General features: G+C 43.3%; 18 protein-coding genes and 1 tRNA gene. 1 reads left to right on the forward strand and 18 read right to left on the reverse strand.

All coding sequences use genetic code 11. The features are described 5' to 3' along the window. Positions 1-2: 2 nt before the first annotated feature. The 17 genes from H9628_RS08325 to H9628_RS08405 all read right to left on the reverse strand — a co-directional run bounded on the left by H9628_RS08325 (position 3) and on the right by H9628_RS08405 (position 14,944). A tRNA-Asp gene (locus H9628_RS08325) sits at positions 3-76 on the reverse strand. A gap of 130 nt (positions 77-206) precedes the next feature. After that, the gene (trxA, locus tag H9628_RS08330) at positions 207-524 is read right to left on the reverse strand and encodes a thioredoxin (protein ID WP_251833662.1); all 318 of its coding nucleotides are present in this window, start codon (positions 522-524) and stop codon (positions 207-209) included. Positions 525-588: 64 nt separating this feature from the next. Then, positions 589-1,764: a cysteine desulfurase family protein gene (locus H9628_RS08335; protein ID WP_251833663.1), complete on the reverse strand. Its 1,176-nt coding sequence runs from the start codon at positions 1,762-1,764 to the stop codon at positions 589-591. Between the two features lie 30 nt (positions 1,765-1,794). After that, positions 1,795-2,382, reverse strand: coding sequence for an HAD-IB family hydrolase (locus H9628_RS08340; protein WP_251833664.1), 588 nt, complete (start codon positions 2,380-2,382; stop codon positions 1,795-1,797). A 3-nt stretch (positions 2,383-2,385) separates the two neighbouring features. Beyond that, complete coding sequence (locus H9628_RS08345) at positions 2,386-3,111, reverse strand: SDR family NAD(P)-dependent oxidoreductase (RefSeq protein WP_251833665.1); 726 nt, start codon at positions 3,109-3,111, stop codon at positions 2,386-2,388. 3 nt (positions 3,112-3,114) lie between these two features. Next, positions 3,115-4,440 carry an FAD-binding oxidoreductase gene (locus H9628_RS08350; RefSeq protein WP_251833666.1) on the reverse strand — a complete coding sequence of 442 codons (1,326 nt, stop codon included), beginning with the start codon at positions 4,438-4,440 and terminating at the stop codon, positions 3,115-3,117. After that, entirely contained in the window at positions 4,437-5,324 is an 888-nt protein-coding gene (locus H9628_RS08355) for a decaprenyl-phosphate phosphoribosyltransferase (protein WP_251833667.1), read from the reverse strand. The genes H9628_RS08350 and H9628_RS08355 overlap by 4 nt, the downstream gene beginning before the upstream one ends. A gap of 92 nt (positions 5,325-5,416) precedes the next feature. Further along, positions 5,417-6,109, reverse strand: coding sequence for an OmpA family protein (locus tag H9628_RS08360; protein WP_251833668.1), 693 nt, complete (start codon positions 6,107-6,109; stop codon positions 5,417-5,419). Between the two features lie 20 nt (positions 6,110-6,129). After that, positions 6,130-6,606, reverse strand: coding sequence for a lipocalin family protein (locus H9628_RS08365; RefSeq protein WP_251833669.1), 477 nt, complete (start codon positions 6,604-6,606; stop codon positions 6,130-6,132). A gap of 106 nt (positions 6,607-6,712) precedes the next feature. Then, positions 6,713-8,431 carry a S8 family serine peptidase gene (locus H9628_RS08370; protein WP_251833670.1) on the reverse strand — a complete coding sequence of 573 codons (1,719 nt, stop codon included), beginning with the start codon at positions 8,429-8,431 and terminating at the stop codon, positions 6,713-6,715. A gap of 9 nt (positions 8,432-8,440) precedes the next feature. Next, complete coding sequence (locus H9628_RS08375) at positions 8,441-9,049, reverse strand: WbqC family protein (RefSeq protein WP_251833671.1); 609 nt, start codon at positions 9,047-9,049, stop codon at positions 8,441-8,443. Positions 9,050-9,174: 125 nt separating this feature from the next. After that, the gene (lepB, locus tag H9628_RS08380) at positions 9,175-10,827 is read right to left on the reverse strand and encodes a signal peptidase I (RefSeq protein WP_251833672.1); all 1,653 of its coding nucleotides are present in this window, start codon (positions 10,825-10,827) and stop codon (positions 9,175-9,177) included. 97 nt (positions 10,828-10,924) lie between these two features. Further along, a complete protein-coding gene (gene dapB / locus H9628_RS08385) occupies positions 10,925-11,626 on the reverse strand; it encodes a 4-hydroxy-tetrahydrodipicolinate reductase (protein ID WP_251833673.1) in 702 nt (233 codons plus the stop codon). Positions 11,627-11,634: 8 nt separating this feature from the next. After that, a complete protein-coding gene (locus tag H9628_RS08390; protein WP_251833674.1) occupies positions 11,635-12,225 on the reverse strand; it encodes a DUF5683 domain-containing protein in 591 nt (196 codons plus the stop codon). Positions 12,226-12,263: 38 nt separating this feature from the next. Then, complete coding sequence (locus H9628_RS08395) at positions 12,264-13,151, reverse strand: ParB/RepB/Spo0J family partition protein (RefSeq protein ID WP_251833675.1); 888 nt, start codon at positions 13,149-13,151, stop codon at positions 12,264-12,266. Positions 13,152-13,175: 24 nt separating this feature from the next. Then, positions 13,176-13,955, reverse strand: a complete 780-nt coding sequence (locus H9628_RS08400; RefSeq protein WP_251833676.1) for a ParA family protein — start codon at positions 13,953-13,955, stop codon at positions 13,176-13,178. Positions 13,956-14,125: 170 nt separating this feature from the next. Next, on the reverse strand, positions 14,126-14,944 hold the full coding sequence (locus H9628_RS08405; protein WP_251833677.1) for an energy transducer TonB: 819 nt from the start codon (positions 14,942-14,944) through the stop codon (positions 14,126-14,128). A gap of 344 nt (positions 14,945-15,288) precedes the next feature. On the opposite strand from H9628_RS08405, the gene H9628_RS08410 reads away from it, so the two are divergent. Then, positions 15,289-16,110 (forward strand): N-acetylmuramidase domain-containing protein, encoded by an 822-nt coding sequence (locus tag H9628_RS08410; protein ID WP_251833678.1) that lies wholly within the window; start codon positions 15,289-15,291, stop codon positions 16,108-16,110. A 46-nt stretch (positions 16,111-16,156) separates the two neighbouring features. Here the strand turns inward: H9628_RS08410 and H9628_RS08415 are convergent, their stop codons facing one another. Beyond that, positions 16,157-17,443 (reverse strand): adenylosuccinate synthase, encoded by a 1,287-nt coding sequence (locus tag H9628_RS08415; protein ID WP_251833679.1) that lies wholly within the window; start codon positions 17,441-17,443, stop codon positions 16,157-16,159. Positions 17,444-17,527: the final 84 nt, after the last annotated feature.

Consider the following 17,527-nt stretch of genomic DNA (forward strand, 5'->3'; position numbering starts at 1 on the left):
TGCGATCCGGACGGGACTCGAACCCGCGACCTCCGCCGTGACAGGGCGGCATTCTAACCAGCTGAACTACCGGATCATTAATACCTAAAGAACTTCTTCCGTTTTGGTGAGTGCAAAAATACACCTTTCTTTCTATCTACAAAACATTAAGGCAAAAAAAAATGCCTTCAAAACATGAAAGCATTTAGTCTCAGTACATTAAATTTTTATAAATGAGCTGACAATTTAGCAGCAATGGTCTCTTTTGGAGCCACACCTACGATTTTGTCAACCACTTCACCATTTTTGAAGATAAGAAGTGTTGGGATATTGCGGATACCGTAATCTACAGAAACCTGCTGGTTGTTGTCAACATCTACCTTACCCACCACAGCTTTACCATCGAATTCGGTGGCAAGTTCTTCTACGATTGGGCCAAGCATTCTGCACGGTCCGCACCATACTGCCCAAAAATCTACTAATACTGGTTTGTCTGATGATAGTACCGTTTCCTGAAACGATTGATCGGTGATTTCTAATGCCATTATATATATTTTTAAAATTAATATTAAGCTACAAAATTACAACAATTAAACCCAATAGGCCCAATTACTGTCTATAAGCGGAATTTGTATTTTCTATAGTGAAATCTTTCGCGATTTCTTTTAAGGCGGTCACCAGCGCGTCAATCTCATTTTTGGTGGTCAGATGGCTGAATGAGACGCGAAGCGGAGTAGAGTTCTCCAGTTCGTCTTCATTAAGCAGCATCATAAGCACCATAGATGGTTTCGCGGCGCCCGAGGAGCATGCGCTTCCCTGCGAGATCGCGATGCCGCGCATATCGAGCTTCAGACCGATCATCGGGTCTTTAAATGGAAGCAAAACATTCAGTACGGTATAAAGACTTTCTTCTCCCGCACTCCGGCCATTGAATTTGACGCCCGAAATCTCTTCCGTAAGTCTCTCTACACAGTATTTTTTAATGCTTTTGATATGTCCGGAATATTCTGTCATGTGAAGTATAGAAAGTTCTAAAGCCTTGCCCAAACCTACTATTCCACACACATTTTCCGTGCCCGCCCGCAGACTTCTTTCCTGCGGACCACCTGTAATCAAGGCTTTCAAGCCCGAAGACTTTCTCACAAAAGCAAAACCACTACCCTTCGGCCCGTGGAATTTGTGAGCAGAGCAGGAGGCAAAATCAACCGGAATATCGGCAAAATCGAGTTCCATATGCGCCATTGTCTGCACGGTATCTGAATGGAAAAGCGCGCCGTGCTCTTTGCAGATTAAGGCTGTTTTCTTGATGTCAAGGATATTTCCAACTTCATTATTAGCATGCATCAGCGTCACCAAAGTCTTCTTGTCGGAACTTTTCAATGCTTCTTCCAGTTTATCCAAATCGATGTCACCTTCTGGGTTTGGTCTTAAATAAACTACTTCCACACCGCGGCGTTTCTTCATGTCGAGCACGGTTTCGGCCACGCATTTGTGTTCGAGGGGAGAAGTGATGATTCGTTCTATATTCAGATGTTCTACACATGACTTGATGATCATGTTGTTCGATTCGGTTCCGCACGAGGTAAAAATAATCTCTGACGGCGAAACTTTGAGGTAATCTGCCACGCTGCGCCGAACATTTTCGATCAGAATCTTCGCTTCCTGCCCGAAGCTGTGTGTGGACGACGGATTGCCATAGTTCACCTTCATCACATCTACCATTGCGTCTATCACTTCCGCTGAAAGCGGCGTTGTAGCGGCGTTATCCAGATATATCTTGTCCATGTAAATTACCGGTTTTTAGAGGTCATAAAATTAGTGAAAAAATCTGTAGTGGCTTTCGTCAGCCCAATCCATCATTTGGCGGTCGCCCTGGGTATCACCGAATGCGAGGGTTTTATCAAACTTTTTACCTGCAAGTTCGTTTTCGATCCTGCATCTTTTCTCATCGCCGTTGCAGTTCTTGCCTTCGAAATTTCCCGTAAAGATCTCATCACGAAATTCGGCCTGCGTGGCCAGCAACTTCATCTTCAGGCTGTCCGCAAACGGCTGTACCCAAATATCCAGCGAAGCGGTCACAATATAAGACTGGGTTTGCGTATGATCTATTTTTTTGATGAATTCTAGGGCATTTTCGCGCAGAATTTCATTTCCATGCTTTTCAAAGAAGTCATGTGCTTTTTTTTGAATTGATGTTTTCCGTTCACCTTTTAAAACTGACGCTATGAAACTTTTTTTCACTTTTTCTGCGTCGGCAAGACCTGTTTTGAGCAATATAAAAAGGGGAATATGCTTCACAAACTGAAGATAGAACTTTCGCGTACTGTAAAATTTCAGGAACAGAAACATCGTGTCCTTATGCGTCAGCGTCCCGTCAAAATCGAATAAATACAGTTTCTTCATCAGTTACAGCTTCATTTTCTTGAATATAAATTCGGGTATATTTCTAATTATCAGCATAATCAGAGACCAAACCGGCAACACATAAACCACGTTATTGCGGTTTTTGAAAGCTTTAAAAATAAGCTCAGCGGCCTGTTTCGGCGTTGCGGTGAGTTTGGGATGCAGAGGCAGTCCTTCCGTCATCTTGGTTTGCATAAAACCCGGTTTCACTGTCAAAACATGTACCCTGCGTGGATAAAGGTAGTTTCTTAAACCACTTAAATACGCTGACAGACCTGCTTTTGCGCTGCCGTATATAAAATTGCTTTGCCTTCCGCGTTCACCAGCAACAGAAGACAAAACGATCATTGTCCCGGTGCGCTGCCTTTCCATTTTCTCCGCAAAGAAATTGAGTACGGGAATAAGCTTTGCAAAATTGATATCAATGATCTGCGTGGTGTTTTTCTCATTGTACAGTCCTTCTTCACTGTTTTGACCCAAAAAACCAGATGCGCAAAACAATACTTCGGAACTTATATGATCAAACGCTGAATAATTAACTGTTTCGAGCAGATCCAGTGGAAAAATCTCCGATGGCTGCAAATATTTAACATCGATATGACGCGCAAATTTGGCTGTGGTTTCCGGATTTGAACTGAAAAGATAGATTTTCGGATAGGTTTCACCGCTTTCCAGGGCTTTTTCCACGAAAGCCTGCGCTATTTCAGAGTTGCTGCCAAGGACGATCATGTGCTAAGAATTTTGCTGGTTGGATGAAATACGTTTCTGCTGCAATGACACGAATTTAGGATTCTGCACATTCTGCAAATAATTGGTCAGTGAAGGCTTGCTCATACTGTCTTTCGTGAGATAAATGCGGCCACCAAATTCTTCCACAATTTCATCAAGTTGCGAAACGAGTTTTTTCAGCTTCGAATTTACTTTAAAATCAAGCGCCAACGTGTAGCCTTCCATCGGGAAGGAATTGTACGCAAGCGGATTATTTTTCCCGAAAAGTTTCAGCACCGCCAGGAAAGAGCCGTTGCCACTAGCAGCGATAGTTTCCAGAATTTTCCGCATTCCGGCTTTCCCATTTTCCTTCGGAATCACCATTTGATATTGTATGAAACCCGCCTTGCCGTAGATCCTGTTCCAGTCTTCCACCACATCCAGCGGATAAAAAAAAGATTCGTAATCTACAATATTTTTGAGTTCTGTACGACGCTGTTGATTGTAATACAGATAGTTGAATAATTTGACAGTGAATTTATTCAGCACAAATCCCGGGAAATAAAAAGGTATCCGCGGTATGAATTTTTTTTTCAGTCTTAATGGCTTTTGCACCATTTTCGCACCCAGTTCATGGCGGAAAGCGTGTTCGCCACGCAGCAGGATGCTTCTTCCGAGATTTTCGCCTTTCTGAAGACAGTCGATCCAGGCTACATTATACGTCCAACTTTCGCTTTCGTCAAAAAGCCTGAAAATTTCATCTAAATTCCTGGCTTTCAAAGATTCCTGGCGGATGTAAGCTGTTTCAATGTTTTTAAGCTGAAATCTGGCTTGCAAAATAATGCCCGTGAGGCCCATTCCGCCGATGGTTGCCCAAAATTTATCCTCATTTTCAGTTCTCGAACAGCGCAGTACCTCACCGGTTTCATTCAACAGCGAAAAATCAATAATGTACTCTGAAAAGCAGCCTTCAGCGTGATGATTTTTTCCGTGAACATCAGAAGCTATTGCACCACCAACGGTGATGAATTTTGTGCCCGGAGTTACATACAGAAAGAACCCCTGCGGCACAATCACTTTCAGAACTTCCGAAAGCATCACGCCGGATTCACATTCTATAATACCGTTCAGGCGATCGAAACTGATGAACTTATTGAGTCTTTTTGTCGAAAAAATATGTTCTGACAATGAAGCATCGCCGTAGCAGCGGCCATTTCCGCGTGCGATGACCTCATTCCGGGACTTTATGAAATCCTGAATTTTAATTAAAGAGTCTTCAGATTTCAGTTCTTTCTCCACCACAGGAAAATTTCCCCAGTTGCTCACTTTCTGCACAAAATCTACCTTCATTTCTTAAAATAAATTTGAAGTAAAAATGCGGCGAGCCAAAGAACAAGAGTAATCTGAATATAACGGTCTTTGTAAATAATCTTAGTGGGCGATTCGGTTTTGTTGTACACCAAAGTCTGCTGCAGATACCTTAGGAAAGCAAAAACCACAAAAATAACCGTGTAAAAAACACGCGAGTGAAATTTCTGCTGAACTTCCGCGGAAAGCGTAAACATGAGATAGCAAATTATAGCTAATGTGCAGCTGATACTCAGCGCGATGTCTGCAAACTGTACATTGTAGCCATCAAGTGCACGGCGGGTTTTCCCCGAAATCTGCGCGTTGATCAGTTCGCCGCGCCGTTTTCCGAGCGCTAACACCAATGCAAGCACAAACGTAAGCAATATTGCCCACTGCGAAATGTAAATTCCCGTGGCGTATCCGCCCGCCAAAACCCTTAGAACAAATCCTATTGAAATGATGCAAACATCGATGATCGCTACATGCTTTAACTTAAACGTGTACGTAAGATTCATTGCAAAATAAAAATAAATTACTGCTGCAAACCGGGAGAGATCGCGTGCAAAATAGTCGTGACCAAAGAAAACCAAGGCTACAGAAAAAAGCATTAGGAGTATAAAAACCAGAATCGCTGTGCTTTTTGATATTGCGCCGCTGGCGAGCGGCCTGTTTTTCTTCTCGGGATGCCTGCGATCCGACTCTATATCGGTATAATCATTTAAGATATAAACGCTGCTGGCTATCATCGAAAAGACAACAAAAGCAAAAATGCTTTTGAGCAATAAATCTAAGTTGGTGATGTTTCCGGAAAAGAACAGAGGCACAAAAACGAAAAGGTTTTTCACCCACTGTTCCACGCGTAGTAGCTTTAGAAATTTCGTCATTCGTGCAAGCAATGTTTCACAAAAATAGTGTTTTTTAAAATAAAAAAAGGCCTGCCGAAGCAGACCTTAATAATATAATGTGGGTGATTTGGTTAGTTTCCGTCAGCGGCATCTTTGATCATATCCTCATTTGCGGTAATCGCAAATTCCACACGTCGGTTTTCTGCACGTCCGGCATCTGTATCGTTGGTTGCGATAGGTTCGTTTTCACCCACGCCCATCGTGATCATACGGCTTGATGCTACACCTTTTGAAATAAGATAGCTTCGCACAGAAGCGGCGCGTCTTTCGGAAAGCGACTGGTTGTAAGCTTCAGTTCCTTTGCTGTCCGTATGTCCGTAAATATTGATATTGGTATCAGGGTTATTCTTTAACACTTCCGCCAACTTATCAAGGTTAGCTTTTGCAGAAGACGTAAGGTCCGAAGAATCGAATCCAAAGTTCACCATATTCTCTTTCATGGTTACGCGAATTCCTTCTCCTACTCTTTCCACTTCAGCACCCGGCAAAGTTTCTTTGATTTCTTTAGCCTGCTTGTCCATATTACGGCCAATGACATTACCCGCAACACCACCTACTATTCCGCCTAAAACAGCGCCTGCAGGAGCATTTTTACCTTTCCCCAAGTTGTTACCCAGTACACCACCGATTACTGCACCTGCGGCAGTACCGATTACAGTTCCTTTTTGCTGATTGTTTGCGTTCTGTACAGATTCACAACTCGTCAGAAGTAGACCAGCTGATAGAAAAAGAGCGGCTACATTAGTTCTATTTAAAATTTTCATATTCTTTATTTTGATAATTATTACTTCATTCCGGTTCTCGCAAAATTATAAACGACTCTAACATTTTCTCCGGCAGCCGGCACATTCTGTTCAAGACTGAAATTGTCTTCGGTCTGGCTGATCAGATTAAGTGAATAGCCTTCTGTCACTGCTTTTGCTTTTGAACCTTCAAGAAGTTTTTTGAATTTAAATTCATTTCCGTTCACTACTTCAAACTTGATCGGCTGAATTACGCTCGGGCATGCACCGCCACCATTTAGGGTGTATGAACCGCTCCAGTTGTTCGGGATCAGTCTCCAGTGGCTTCCAACGAAGCACTGCGCGTCAGCACCTTCATCAAAGGGTTTTACTTTATAGTTATTGTCGTAATTCACGCTTGTAAGTTCCCAGTCGCCCTTCAGCTTCAAGAATTCAGCTCTGTTAGATTGGGCAGTCTTTGCAGTACTACAGGAAAGGGTGAATGCTCCCAAAATCCCGGCCAGTAATAAATTTTTCATAGTAATAAAATTATTTACCATACACTTACAAAAAACTGTGCCATTCTAAAAAACCCTTAAATATAAAAGCCCGGACAAAACCGGGCTCAGATATTAAAATGTCCTTTTACTTGCGCGCTTTCGCTTTTTGCGCTGGCTTTCTCACCGGTTGTTTCGGTGAAGCCTTAGTTGCCGTACCTGCTTTATAGAAATTAGTGAAAGCATATTCCGCAGCTTTTCTTACATCGATCACACCCCCGGCGCGCGAAACCACATCAAATCTGTTGTTGGTATTTGATGGCAGCATCGCGTTGACAGTAGATTTGTTCGAAGTCATCACAAGTGCTTCTATAATCTGTGCCGGCGTAAGGTTTGGCATATAAGCCAAAAGTACAGAGGCCGCGCCCGCTACGACCGGTGACGCCATTGAGGTACCTTGAAGATATTCGTATTTGCCGTCTGGAACCGTAGAGTAAATCTTCTCACCCGGCGCAAATACATCCACCATTTTCTGGTTGTAATTTGAGAAACCTGCTCTCAGAAACTCGTTGTTATTGGTTGATGCTCCTACCACGATCATGTTATCAACAAAAGATTTCGGATCCGAAGCATTTTTAAAATTCGTAGGGAAGTAAACATTTTCCGCGATATCCTCATTCTCGTTTCCGGCAGCTTTTACAAGCAAAACACCTTTATCCTGCGCATATTTGAATGCGTCCCAAACGACGTTCTTTCCGGGAGAAACCGGCTTGCCAAAACTCATATTCAAAATTCTAGCACCGTTGTCAACCGCATATCGGATAGCATTTGCAACGTCCTTGTCACGTTCGTCTCCGTTCGGAACGGTTCTCACCGTCATTATCTTTGCGGTTTTATATCCTACTCCATATTGAGTTTCGGTACCGTTTGGTAAACCTGCAATAATTCCGGCAACGTGAGTTCCGTGCTGAGCATCCGGTCCTTCATAGTTGTTATTCCCGTAATATTTCTCCGAATAATCATCGTAGCGGTCACCTACTATCTGAGCACGGGGATCAAACTCAAGATTATACTGTTTCGTAGCCTGCGGACCATAATAATCAAGTGCCTCTTTCATTTGCGCCTCAAGGAATGTCTTCACTTCCGAAGGTGATTTTCCGCGCACAGAAGGATCCATTGCCACCTGGCTAAGGACGGAAACCGCCATTGCCTGCTCCTGAGTTGAAGGTTTGATGGAACTGACAGCTTCCGCGGATAGGTTCTGGCCGTTCAGCATGGCTACCATTGATGGGATCATCTTCTGGATCCTCGCATACGTTTCGTAACCCTGTTTTGCCTCAATGCTTTTTTTGGTGAAAATCTCTTTGGACTTCATATACATCGAAAATTCTTCGGGCATCTTAGCCTGATTTGCTTTGTTCACCGCAGAATCCGGACCTTCGAAAACCGACTGATATTTTTTGACGATCCGCGTAACTTCCATGTTATCTACATCGATATCACCGTTTTTTCCGCCGATGAAATTCCAGCCGTGAATGTCATCTATATAGCCATTTTTATCGTCGTCTTTGCCGTTGTTTGGTATTTCGTTGGGGTTGGTCCACATATTTTTTACGAGTCCCGGGTGATCTACTTCCACACCGCTGTCTAAAACCCCAACAATTACCGGTTTAGCCTTTAGACCTTTGCTTTCAAGATATTTGTATGCGTTCTCTGTATTTACGCCATACACATTTGCGGACGAGAAATCCTTATGATACCAGGTCATCAAGTCCCGGTCTTTCATCGGATCAAGCGCCTCAGCGGTATTTTGTGCAAACGCTACCATCCCGCTCATAAAAGAGGCAGCCAACAATATTTTCTTCATTCTTAATAATTATTTGGTGATAATATTTTTGATATAAGTCAAAGTTTCAGGGCCTTTGTTACAAATAAGATCGATTACAGACAGATCCGGCTCAAATCCGAATTTATCCGAAAATGTCTGATAGTACTCTTCAAGCTCAAACGCACTCGGTTGTTTTGCCGAAAATTCAGACCTGAAATCCTGCTGTATTGGAGTAAATTCGTAGCTATTAGTTAAATGAAACTGTTTTTCTGTTTTTAAAATTTTCTGGATGATGCTGATTGCGTTCAGATTAAAATCTACTAACGAACTGCTTGTAAAACTGAAAATTTCGGCTAAACGATCTTCGTAGAACTCAAAATAAGGTGAACTCTGGTAAGCATTTTTAATAGATTTCCAATGCAGGCTTCGCCAGTCTTCACGTTCGGAAATCTCAATCGTGTTCAGCGCACGCGTTCCCTTGTGGCTTATCGGAATGATAAGCGGCAGGCGCCCGTTGGCGCCATAAATCACCGTTCTGTTTCGATAGGTTTGCTTCGGAAAGTTCTCGAACTGTTCAAAATAAACCTCTTCAGCATTGTGAAAAACTGAAAACCACGAGATTGGCGGTAGGTAAAATATGGGTAAAAGGACTTTCATGTATGTCAAAATATTGAAGGTTCTGTAATTGGGAAATTCTCCCTAGCCCCGATGGCAGCGGCATCCTTTTGCAGAGCGTAGCGGAGCAAAAGATATAGCGGACAGCGGGTAAAAGCTCCTGAGAATTAGTCTTCTTTTGGTTTTTTCTTAAATAAACGTGCAATGTAATCCCAACCGAAAAAGAGAATCAGTATCAAGGCTGCAACCCACCAATACGAGGTTTTGTGGGCCTCACCGGTGTTTGTTGCCTTAAACATTCGGTCCCAACGCACTTTCTTGCCTTCAGGCTGGTAGCTTGAACTCTTGTCCGCGAAAAGTCCTTCCACGCTTAGCCACGTGAACATCGGGCTTCCCACGATATTCTCTTCCGGCACAAAACCAAAGAAACGCGCATCCAGCGATGCATCGCGGTTGTCACCAATCATCATATAATAATCCTGCTGAATGGTGTACTGCGTGGTTTCCTTTCCATTGATGAAAATTTTACCGTTGCGGTTTTCAAGTTTATTGTGTTCATATTCTGATATAATCCACTGATACTCGGGCAAAGTTTCCTGGTTTAAAGTTACCACATCGCCTTTTTTCGGGATTTTCAATGGGCCATACCAATCCTGATTCCATTTTTTATTTACCGGAAAGATGGATTGTGTAGTATCGATATTCTTCGTGTAAGCATCACGCGTCGAGTTTACTTTGTAAGCCACCGCCGCAGAATCTTTTGGCCAAATATGTTCCCGCAGTTCTATGATTTGTGGCAAAGCCTTGATCTCACGCGCGGTCTGATCCGTCAGTCCCTGAAAATCGTACATAAAACCGGTCTGCGTCTGAATTTCCTGCACCGGCAGAAAACCGTATTGTCTGTAAAGCGACGGAATATCGAGTTGACTGCCGGTCACGGCGATGAATTTGTGTTGCTTTTGCTGGTCACCAAGAATTGTCTCTGGTTTACCATTCACAAACAGTCTGCCCGCGCGCATCTCGATTATGTCACCCGCAACCGCCACACAACGTTTTACATATGGATCCATCCTGTCGATGGCCTTATGCACCGAATCTTGTGGATAGTTGAAAACTACGATGTCGTTTTTCTGTGGTTTTTTAAACTGGAAAATGCGCTCATAAGGAAGTTTGATGCCCTCAACATAAGATTTAGGATCATCTTTTGGATTGCCTTTTTCGCCGGTATCCATTATCGTTCCCTGCAGGAAAGGAATCGCAACCGGACGCATCGGCATTCTGAAACCGTAAGTCCATTTATTCACAAACAGGAAGTCGCCCACCAGAAGTGTTCTTTCCATCGATCCTGTCGGGATGCCGAAAGGCTGCGTCACAAAAACGTGAACTATTGTCGCAAAAACCACTGCAAAAGTGATCGAACCTACAAACGATTCTTTCTTTTTGCCCTGTTTTTCTTCTTCCGTTAGATATAATTCGTCTTCCTTATGAACTTCGGCATCTTTAGAATAGTTAACGAAGGCCATATAGAGGAAAGGCAAAATAACCGTCAGCAACTGTTGGCTGAAACTGCTTTTGCCAAAGTGTTTCATTAAAAAAAGATGGAAAACCGTCATCATGATCGGGCCAACAATCGGTAGATACGCGATGGCAACCCACCATTTCGGGTGACCGGTTTCTTTTTGAATAACGAAATAATTATAGAAAGGTACAAACGCAAAAAGCGGATTGTAACCCATTTTTTTAAATAGTTTCCACGTAGAAAGTCCCATCAATACTGATAAGATGAGGACATAGACCGCGTAGGTAAGAAAATAATTCATAATTAAGAGTTTTAGCAGGCTGAAGTTGCGAATTAGTGCTGCAAAGATGGCCTTTTGTTACATGAAATCCGGGAATGTGGTGGTACAGAAGCCTATTTTACCCGAAAAGCACATCGTTCATGGTGAAATTTCCCGTTTTTCCCTGAATCCATTCTGCGGCGATTACGGCTCCAAGCGCAAAACCATCACGGCTGAAGGCAGTATGTTTTATTTCGATTTCATCAACATCACTTCGGTAAAAAACGCTGTGCGTACCCGGCACCTCATCTTCGCGAATGGCAAAGATCCCCAGCTGGTCCTCCGCGGTTTCTTCAAGTTTCCAGGCCGAAAAGTTTGGGTTATTTTTAATGATGCCTTCAGCCAAGGAAATCGCGGTGCCGCTCGGTGCATCTTTCTTGTGCGTGTGGTGAATCTCTTCAAGCTGTACATTATACTCACCGAGGTTTTTCATCAGGTCAGCCAGTTTTTCATTCAGCGCAAAAAACAGGTTTACGCCGAGACTGAAATTGGATCCATACAGGAATGAAGTATTGTTTGCGGCCGCTATCCGCTCCACTTCGGGCTTTTGAGTTAACCATCCGGTTGTTCCGCAAATTACCGGAATACTTTGCTCCAGGCAGGTTTTTATGTTTTGAAAAGCAACTTCAGGATTTGAAAACTCAATTACAACATCCGGATCATTCAGGATTTCTGAAGTAGGCGTTTCATTGAGCCGCGACACAATTTCGTGGCCGCGCGATGTGGCGATACCATCGATTATTTTGCCCATTTTGCCGTAACCTACAAGTGCTATTTTCATTTTTAATTTTAGAATTTATATGTAAAACTCAGTCCTGCTTTTGAATTGTCGGAACTGAATTCATCGAAAATAAAGGTTGGATTTAAAGCCAGATCCGGATCTTTTCGGCCTTCATAAAGATGCGCATCTACCACGGCATCTACAATATTCAGCACATAAACCAGCGCCGTGACAGCAATTGCATAATCGCGCTGGCGGCGGGCCCGGTCCTGGGTGCGCCCCAACGCTTCCGCCGTGATGCCGGGAATATCGGAAAACTCGTGCGTTTGCCCGTTCAATTGTGCTACAAATGCATCGCGATAACGGTTATATTGCTTCTGGTTCCACAGCGTAATGCCGATTCCTGTGCCTATTCCTCCCCAAACAATCGGAATCTTCCAGTACTTTCGGTTGTAATATTGTCCTAAACCCGGCAGTACCGCGGAATAAAGTCCTGCTTTTGTGGGATTAAATTTTTGAACTGCAACAGGCGCATTAGATTCCTCAATATCGGCATATACTTCAATCTCAGATTTCGGCGTCGTGGCAGAAACGGAATCGCGCGGATAATTTTCAACGCGAATGGTGTCTTTCGGACTTATCTGCGCGAAGATTTGCATGCTGCAAATTAGAAATGAAAGCACGAAAAATTTGTACATCATCTGAAATGGGAAAGGATGTTTTCTAGTTCCTGCTCATTCTTGAAATCGAGGACGATCTTGCCTTTTTTTCCGTTCGCGGCAGCTTTGATCTCCACTTTCACTTCCAGAATATCGGCTAGGTTTTTCTCGGCTTTCTTGAAATTATTTGGAAGCGCAGCCTTTTGTCTCACCGCAGCGGTGGCATTATTCTTAAGTTTGGCAGATTCCTGTTCAGCCTGTCTTACGCTGAGTTTCTGATCGACTATTTTTTGAAAAAGCTCATTTTGCTTCGCCGGCTCGTCTAAACTAATGATCGCGCGGCCATGTCCTGCGGAGATCTCACCACCCCGAATCGCATCCTGAATCTCGGGACTCAATCGCAACAACCGGATAGAATTCGTAATGGAACTCCGTTCTTTACCAACACGCTGACTCAGGTTTTCCTGTGTCATGCCAATCTCATCTAAAAGCCTCTGATAAGTAAGCGCAATCTCGATCGCATCGAGGTCTTCACGCTGAATATTTTCAACCAAAGCCATCTCGAGCAGTTCCTGATCATTGACCAAACGGATATATGCCGGAATGGTTTCCAAACCGGCAATCTTACTCGCGCGGAATCTCCGTTCACCTGAAATAATTTCGAAGCGGTTGCCATCTTTGCGCAATGTCACCGGCTGAATGATGCCCAGGCTTTTGATAGACTCGGCTAGTTCCTGCAGTGCTTTTTCATCGAAATAGGTACGTGGCTGTGTAGCGTTTGGGTAAATATCCTCCAGCGGCACTTCCACAATATTGCCTACGAATTTATCAGCGCCCGCGTCTGTTGCCGAATTCACACTTGCCTTGGATTCAGCACTCAATATCGCGCCTAGTCCGCGCCCCATCGCTCTTTTCTTGTCTCTCATATGTTTATTAAAAACAACTTTTTATCAGGCTTTTGCACCTACTAAGTTATCATTTTTCAGCAGTACTTCTTCAGCCAGCTGCAAATATTGGATGGCGCCTTTGCTTTCGGCATCATAATTAAGGATACTTTCCCCGAAACTCGGTGCTTCGCTGAGGCGTACATTCCGGCTGATCACCGTTTCGAAAACCATTTCCGGGAAGTGTGCGTTCACCTCTTCTACAACCTGGTTTGAAAGGCGAAGGCGCGAATCGTACATTGTAAGCAGCAAACCTTCGATATCGAGATCTTTGTTATGGATTTTCTGTACGTTTTTAATGGTATTTAATAATTTACCCAAACCTTCAAGTGCAAAATACTCGCATTGAATCGGAATGATGACAGCATCCGCCGCAGTAAGCGCATTAATTGTAATCAGCCCTAAACTTGGCGCACAGTCAATAATGATAAAATCATAGTCATCACGAATGTCTTTTAGCGCGTTTTTCAGCATGTATTCGCGGTTTTCGCGGTCTACAAGCTCTATTTCGGCAGCTACAAGGTCGATATGTGACGGTATTATATCCAGATTTGGCGATGCGGTTTTCTGTACGCAGCTGCGTGCATCGGCGCTGTGTTCAAGCAAATCGTAAGTGGAATTTCCCGCTTCGTCAATCCCTAAACCGGAAGTTGCATTGGCCTGCGGATCAGCATCTATAAGTAAGATTTTCTTTTCCAACACTCCGAGTGCAGCAGCCAGGTTAACGGCCGTAGTAGTTTTTCCTACCCCACCCTTCTGATTTGCAACGCCGATTATTTTAGCCATTCTTTTAAAATTTAATCCTCAAAAGTACACTTTTTTCTCACTTTTCAAAGCTACATGCATTTTCAGATTGTACACACCTCACTGAAAATGAATATTTTAGACAATAAAAAAATTATCCACAAAAAGCGGGTTTTTGTGGATAAGATGAGATTGATCAGTTATTTGCCCGATTATTCAAACTGCATACTGATCGGGAACTTGAAATAGCTTCGAACATTTTGACCTTTCAGTTTTGCCGGCGTCCAGTTTCCTTTGATTTTTTTAATAGTTTTTTCGGCTTCGGCATTGAAGGCGGCATCCTTACCATTCGCTTTTATGTTTGAGATGGTTCCGTCTTTCTCTACGATGAAAGTCACCGTAGTCCGCATCAGGTCACCGCTGCCATCAAATTTGTCTGCATTGAAGTTTTGCACCACCTTAGTTCTGAAAGAATTGATTCCGCCTGCGAAACCCGCCTCAACGTCAACGACGGTCACAGGTTCGTTTGAAACCAGTGCCACAGGCGCAACTGGAGCGACTCCAACATTCGGTGCAGTTACCGGCGGCACATAGCTCGTGACCTTATCTTCGCCCTTAATATTATCGAGACCAATATTGGTATTGTTGATTTCGCTAACTGAAGGCGGTGGCGTTTCCACCGGTGGGTTTTTCGTGGGTGTCGGAACCTCGATTTTCACAGTGGAGACCTGCGTCTCTGCGGGCGGTTTCACTATTTCTGCCGGAGGTTGAACTTCCGGAACCTCATCTATTGGCGTTAAATCAAATCCGCCTTTATCCGAAGTTACATTCACATCTTTGTGCATAAAGGAATTGATCACAAGTGGAGTCAGGCTTATAGCGGCAAATATTGCGATGCCGATGAACATCGCTTTCTGCTGCACAGCTCCATGTTCTTTCCGTAATGCGTAGGCGCCGTAATTTTTATTTCGGTTTTCGAAAAGCAGCTCTGTAAGCCGGTCTTCCTGTGCGAAGGTTGAATAATTTTTCATAACATTAAAAATTTAAAGGTTAACTAACGTTTTCGATATCAATACCAATCTAAAATAATTGGTATATCATCAATAAAATTAAAGCAATTCTACTACCACATTTACATCAATATTAAAAAACTGTTATTTACATCATAATACATACCAGAACTAAAGTAAATGCTTCAGATTGTATGATTTATATAAACCACTGAATGTCACTAATAAAATGATACATTTAGAACAAATCAACTAATTAATTTCATAATTTTGATCATAAAAATTTATATTTTTCCAATTAAAAGACAAATTCCCACTTCTTTTTCCTGTTCAAGCACTGCATTTGTAAAACTAAACACAATACCATGAACACACTTAAACTAAAATCGAAAAACGCAGCGGTTTTCACGCTGTGTGAGATGCTCAGTAAATTAGGCTACCCCATCAGGATTTCAAATTCTTTTACGACTGAGGTGGATGCAGCCGTGAAAGATTTCCAGAAAAAAAACGCGCTTGTTGTAGATGGCGTGGTAGGTATGAAAACCTGGCAAGTACTGCTGGATAAGAGTAGTAAGATCTTCAAGACGAACGATCTTTTCCTCAGCGAGCAGGATCTGAAAGATTTTGCTAAAAGTTTTAATCTTGAACTCGCCGCGGTGAAAGCCGTAAACGAGGTGGAAAGTTGCGGAAAGGGTTTTTTGATAAACGGCAAACCAAAAATCCTTTTCGAAGGGCATATTTTCTGGCAACAACTTAAGAAAAGAGCCTTGAAACCGGAAAAAATGCTGACCAGTTCAAATAGAAACGTGCTTTATGAAAAATGGACCAAAGCCTTCTACCTGGGCGGCGCGAAAGAATATGACCGACTTGATGAAGCGATCGCCATCAGCAGCGATCCCAAAGTAAAAGAGGCCGCGCTGGCTTCATGTTCGTGGGGCAGTTTCCAGATCATGGGATTTCATGCGAAAAGCTTGGGATACGCATCTGTGCAGGATTTTGTAGACCGAATGCACATTCATGAACGCGAACATCTGAAAGCGTTCGGCAAATTTTTGGAGATCAACAATATCATGACCGATCTCCGCAACAAGAACTGGGCGAATGTTGCGAAGAAATATAACGGTCCGGCCTATAAGCAGAACAAATACGACGAAAAATTGCGGAAAGCGTACGAGAAATATTCGTAAACCGATTATAATGAAAAAAAGCTGCGGAATCCGCAGCTTTATATTTTTAGAATAATTCTTTCCTGATGATGTTCTGGCTTCTTTCCGGCCCTACCGAAACCAGATAAACATTGATCCCGAGATGGTGCTCAATAAACTCGATATACTTTTTCGCGTTTAGCGGCAATTCGTCATAGCTTCGTGCATGCGTGATGTCCTCGTCCCAACCTTCAAGTTCTTCGTAAATAGGCTCGTAATTGTAAAGTTTGGTTGTAGATGATGTGAAATAATCGATGATCTTGCCGTCTTCGGTGCGGTATTTCGTCGCGATTTTAAGCGGAGAAATCCCTGAAAGCACATCCAGTTTTGTAATTACTAAATTATTGATCCCGTTGATCATCGTGGCGTGTTTCAGCGAAACCAAATCCAGCCAACCCGTTCTGCGCGGTCTTCCGGTGGTAGCTCCAAATTCAAAACCAATTTTTCTGATCTTTTCGCCCAATTCGTTATCAAGCTCCGTGGGGAAAGGACCTTCGCCGACACGCGTGGTGTAAGCTTTGGCTACGCCGATGAGATTTTGCAGACTTGTCGGTGGAACGCCGGCGCCTGAACATACGCCGCCGGTTGTAGGAGAAGATGACGTAACGAACGGATAGGTCCCGAAATCAATATCGAGCATGGCAGCCTGCGCACCTTCGAACAAAATATTTTTGTTATCACGAATCGCCTCGTTCAGCTCCACTTCCGTATCCACAATGCGGTCCCGAAGTTTCTCACCAAGTTGCAGGAATTCGTTATAAATTTCATCAAACTCCAGTGCTGGCTTCTCAAAATATTTCTCGAAGAGCGAATTTTTTATCTTTAAATTTTTCTGGATTTTTTCAGCTAAGACCTCCGGATTCAGCAAATCAATCATGCGGATGCCCACACGCGCGATCTTGTCTTCATAGCACGGTCCGATGCCTTTTTTCGTGGTTCCGATGTGGGTTCCGCCCGCCTCTTCCTCACGGTACGTGTCGAGTAAAATATGGTAGGGCATGATGACATGCGCGCGGCGGCTTATGAAAACGTGGTCTGTTTTAAGACCTTTTTCTTCGATCTGACCAATTTCTTTCAGGAAAGCTTTAGGGTTCACCACCACACCATTTGCGATGATACATTTGCCCCTGCATTGCAAAACACCCGACGGCAAAAGGTGCAAAACAAACTTCTCTTCTCCCGCGTAAACGGTATGGCCGGCGTTATCGCCGCCCTGAAAGCGTACCACATAATCAGATTTAGCTGAAAGGACATCGGTTATCTTGCCCTTACCTTCATCGCCGTACTGCAGACCCACCACCACGTATGTTGACATAAAATATTGGTTTAATATTGGTTTGTGCAAAAATAGATTATTAAAAAAAGGCAGGCAAAGAATAAGGAGGATTTTATAGTTATG

This window comes from Kaistella pullorum, assembly GCF_014837035.1.
Lineage (GTDB): Bacteria > Bacteroidota > Bacteroidia > Flavobacteriales > Weeksellaceae > Kaistella > Kaistella rhinocerotis.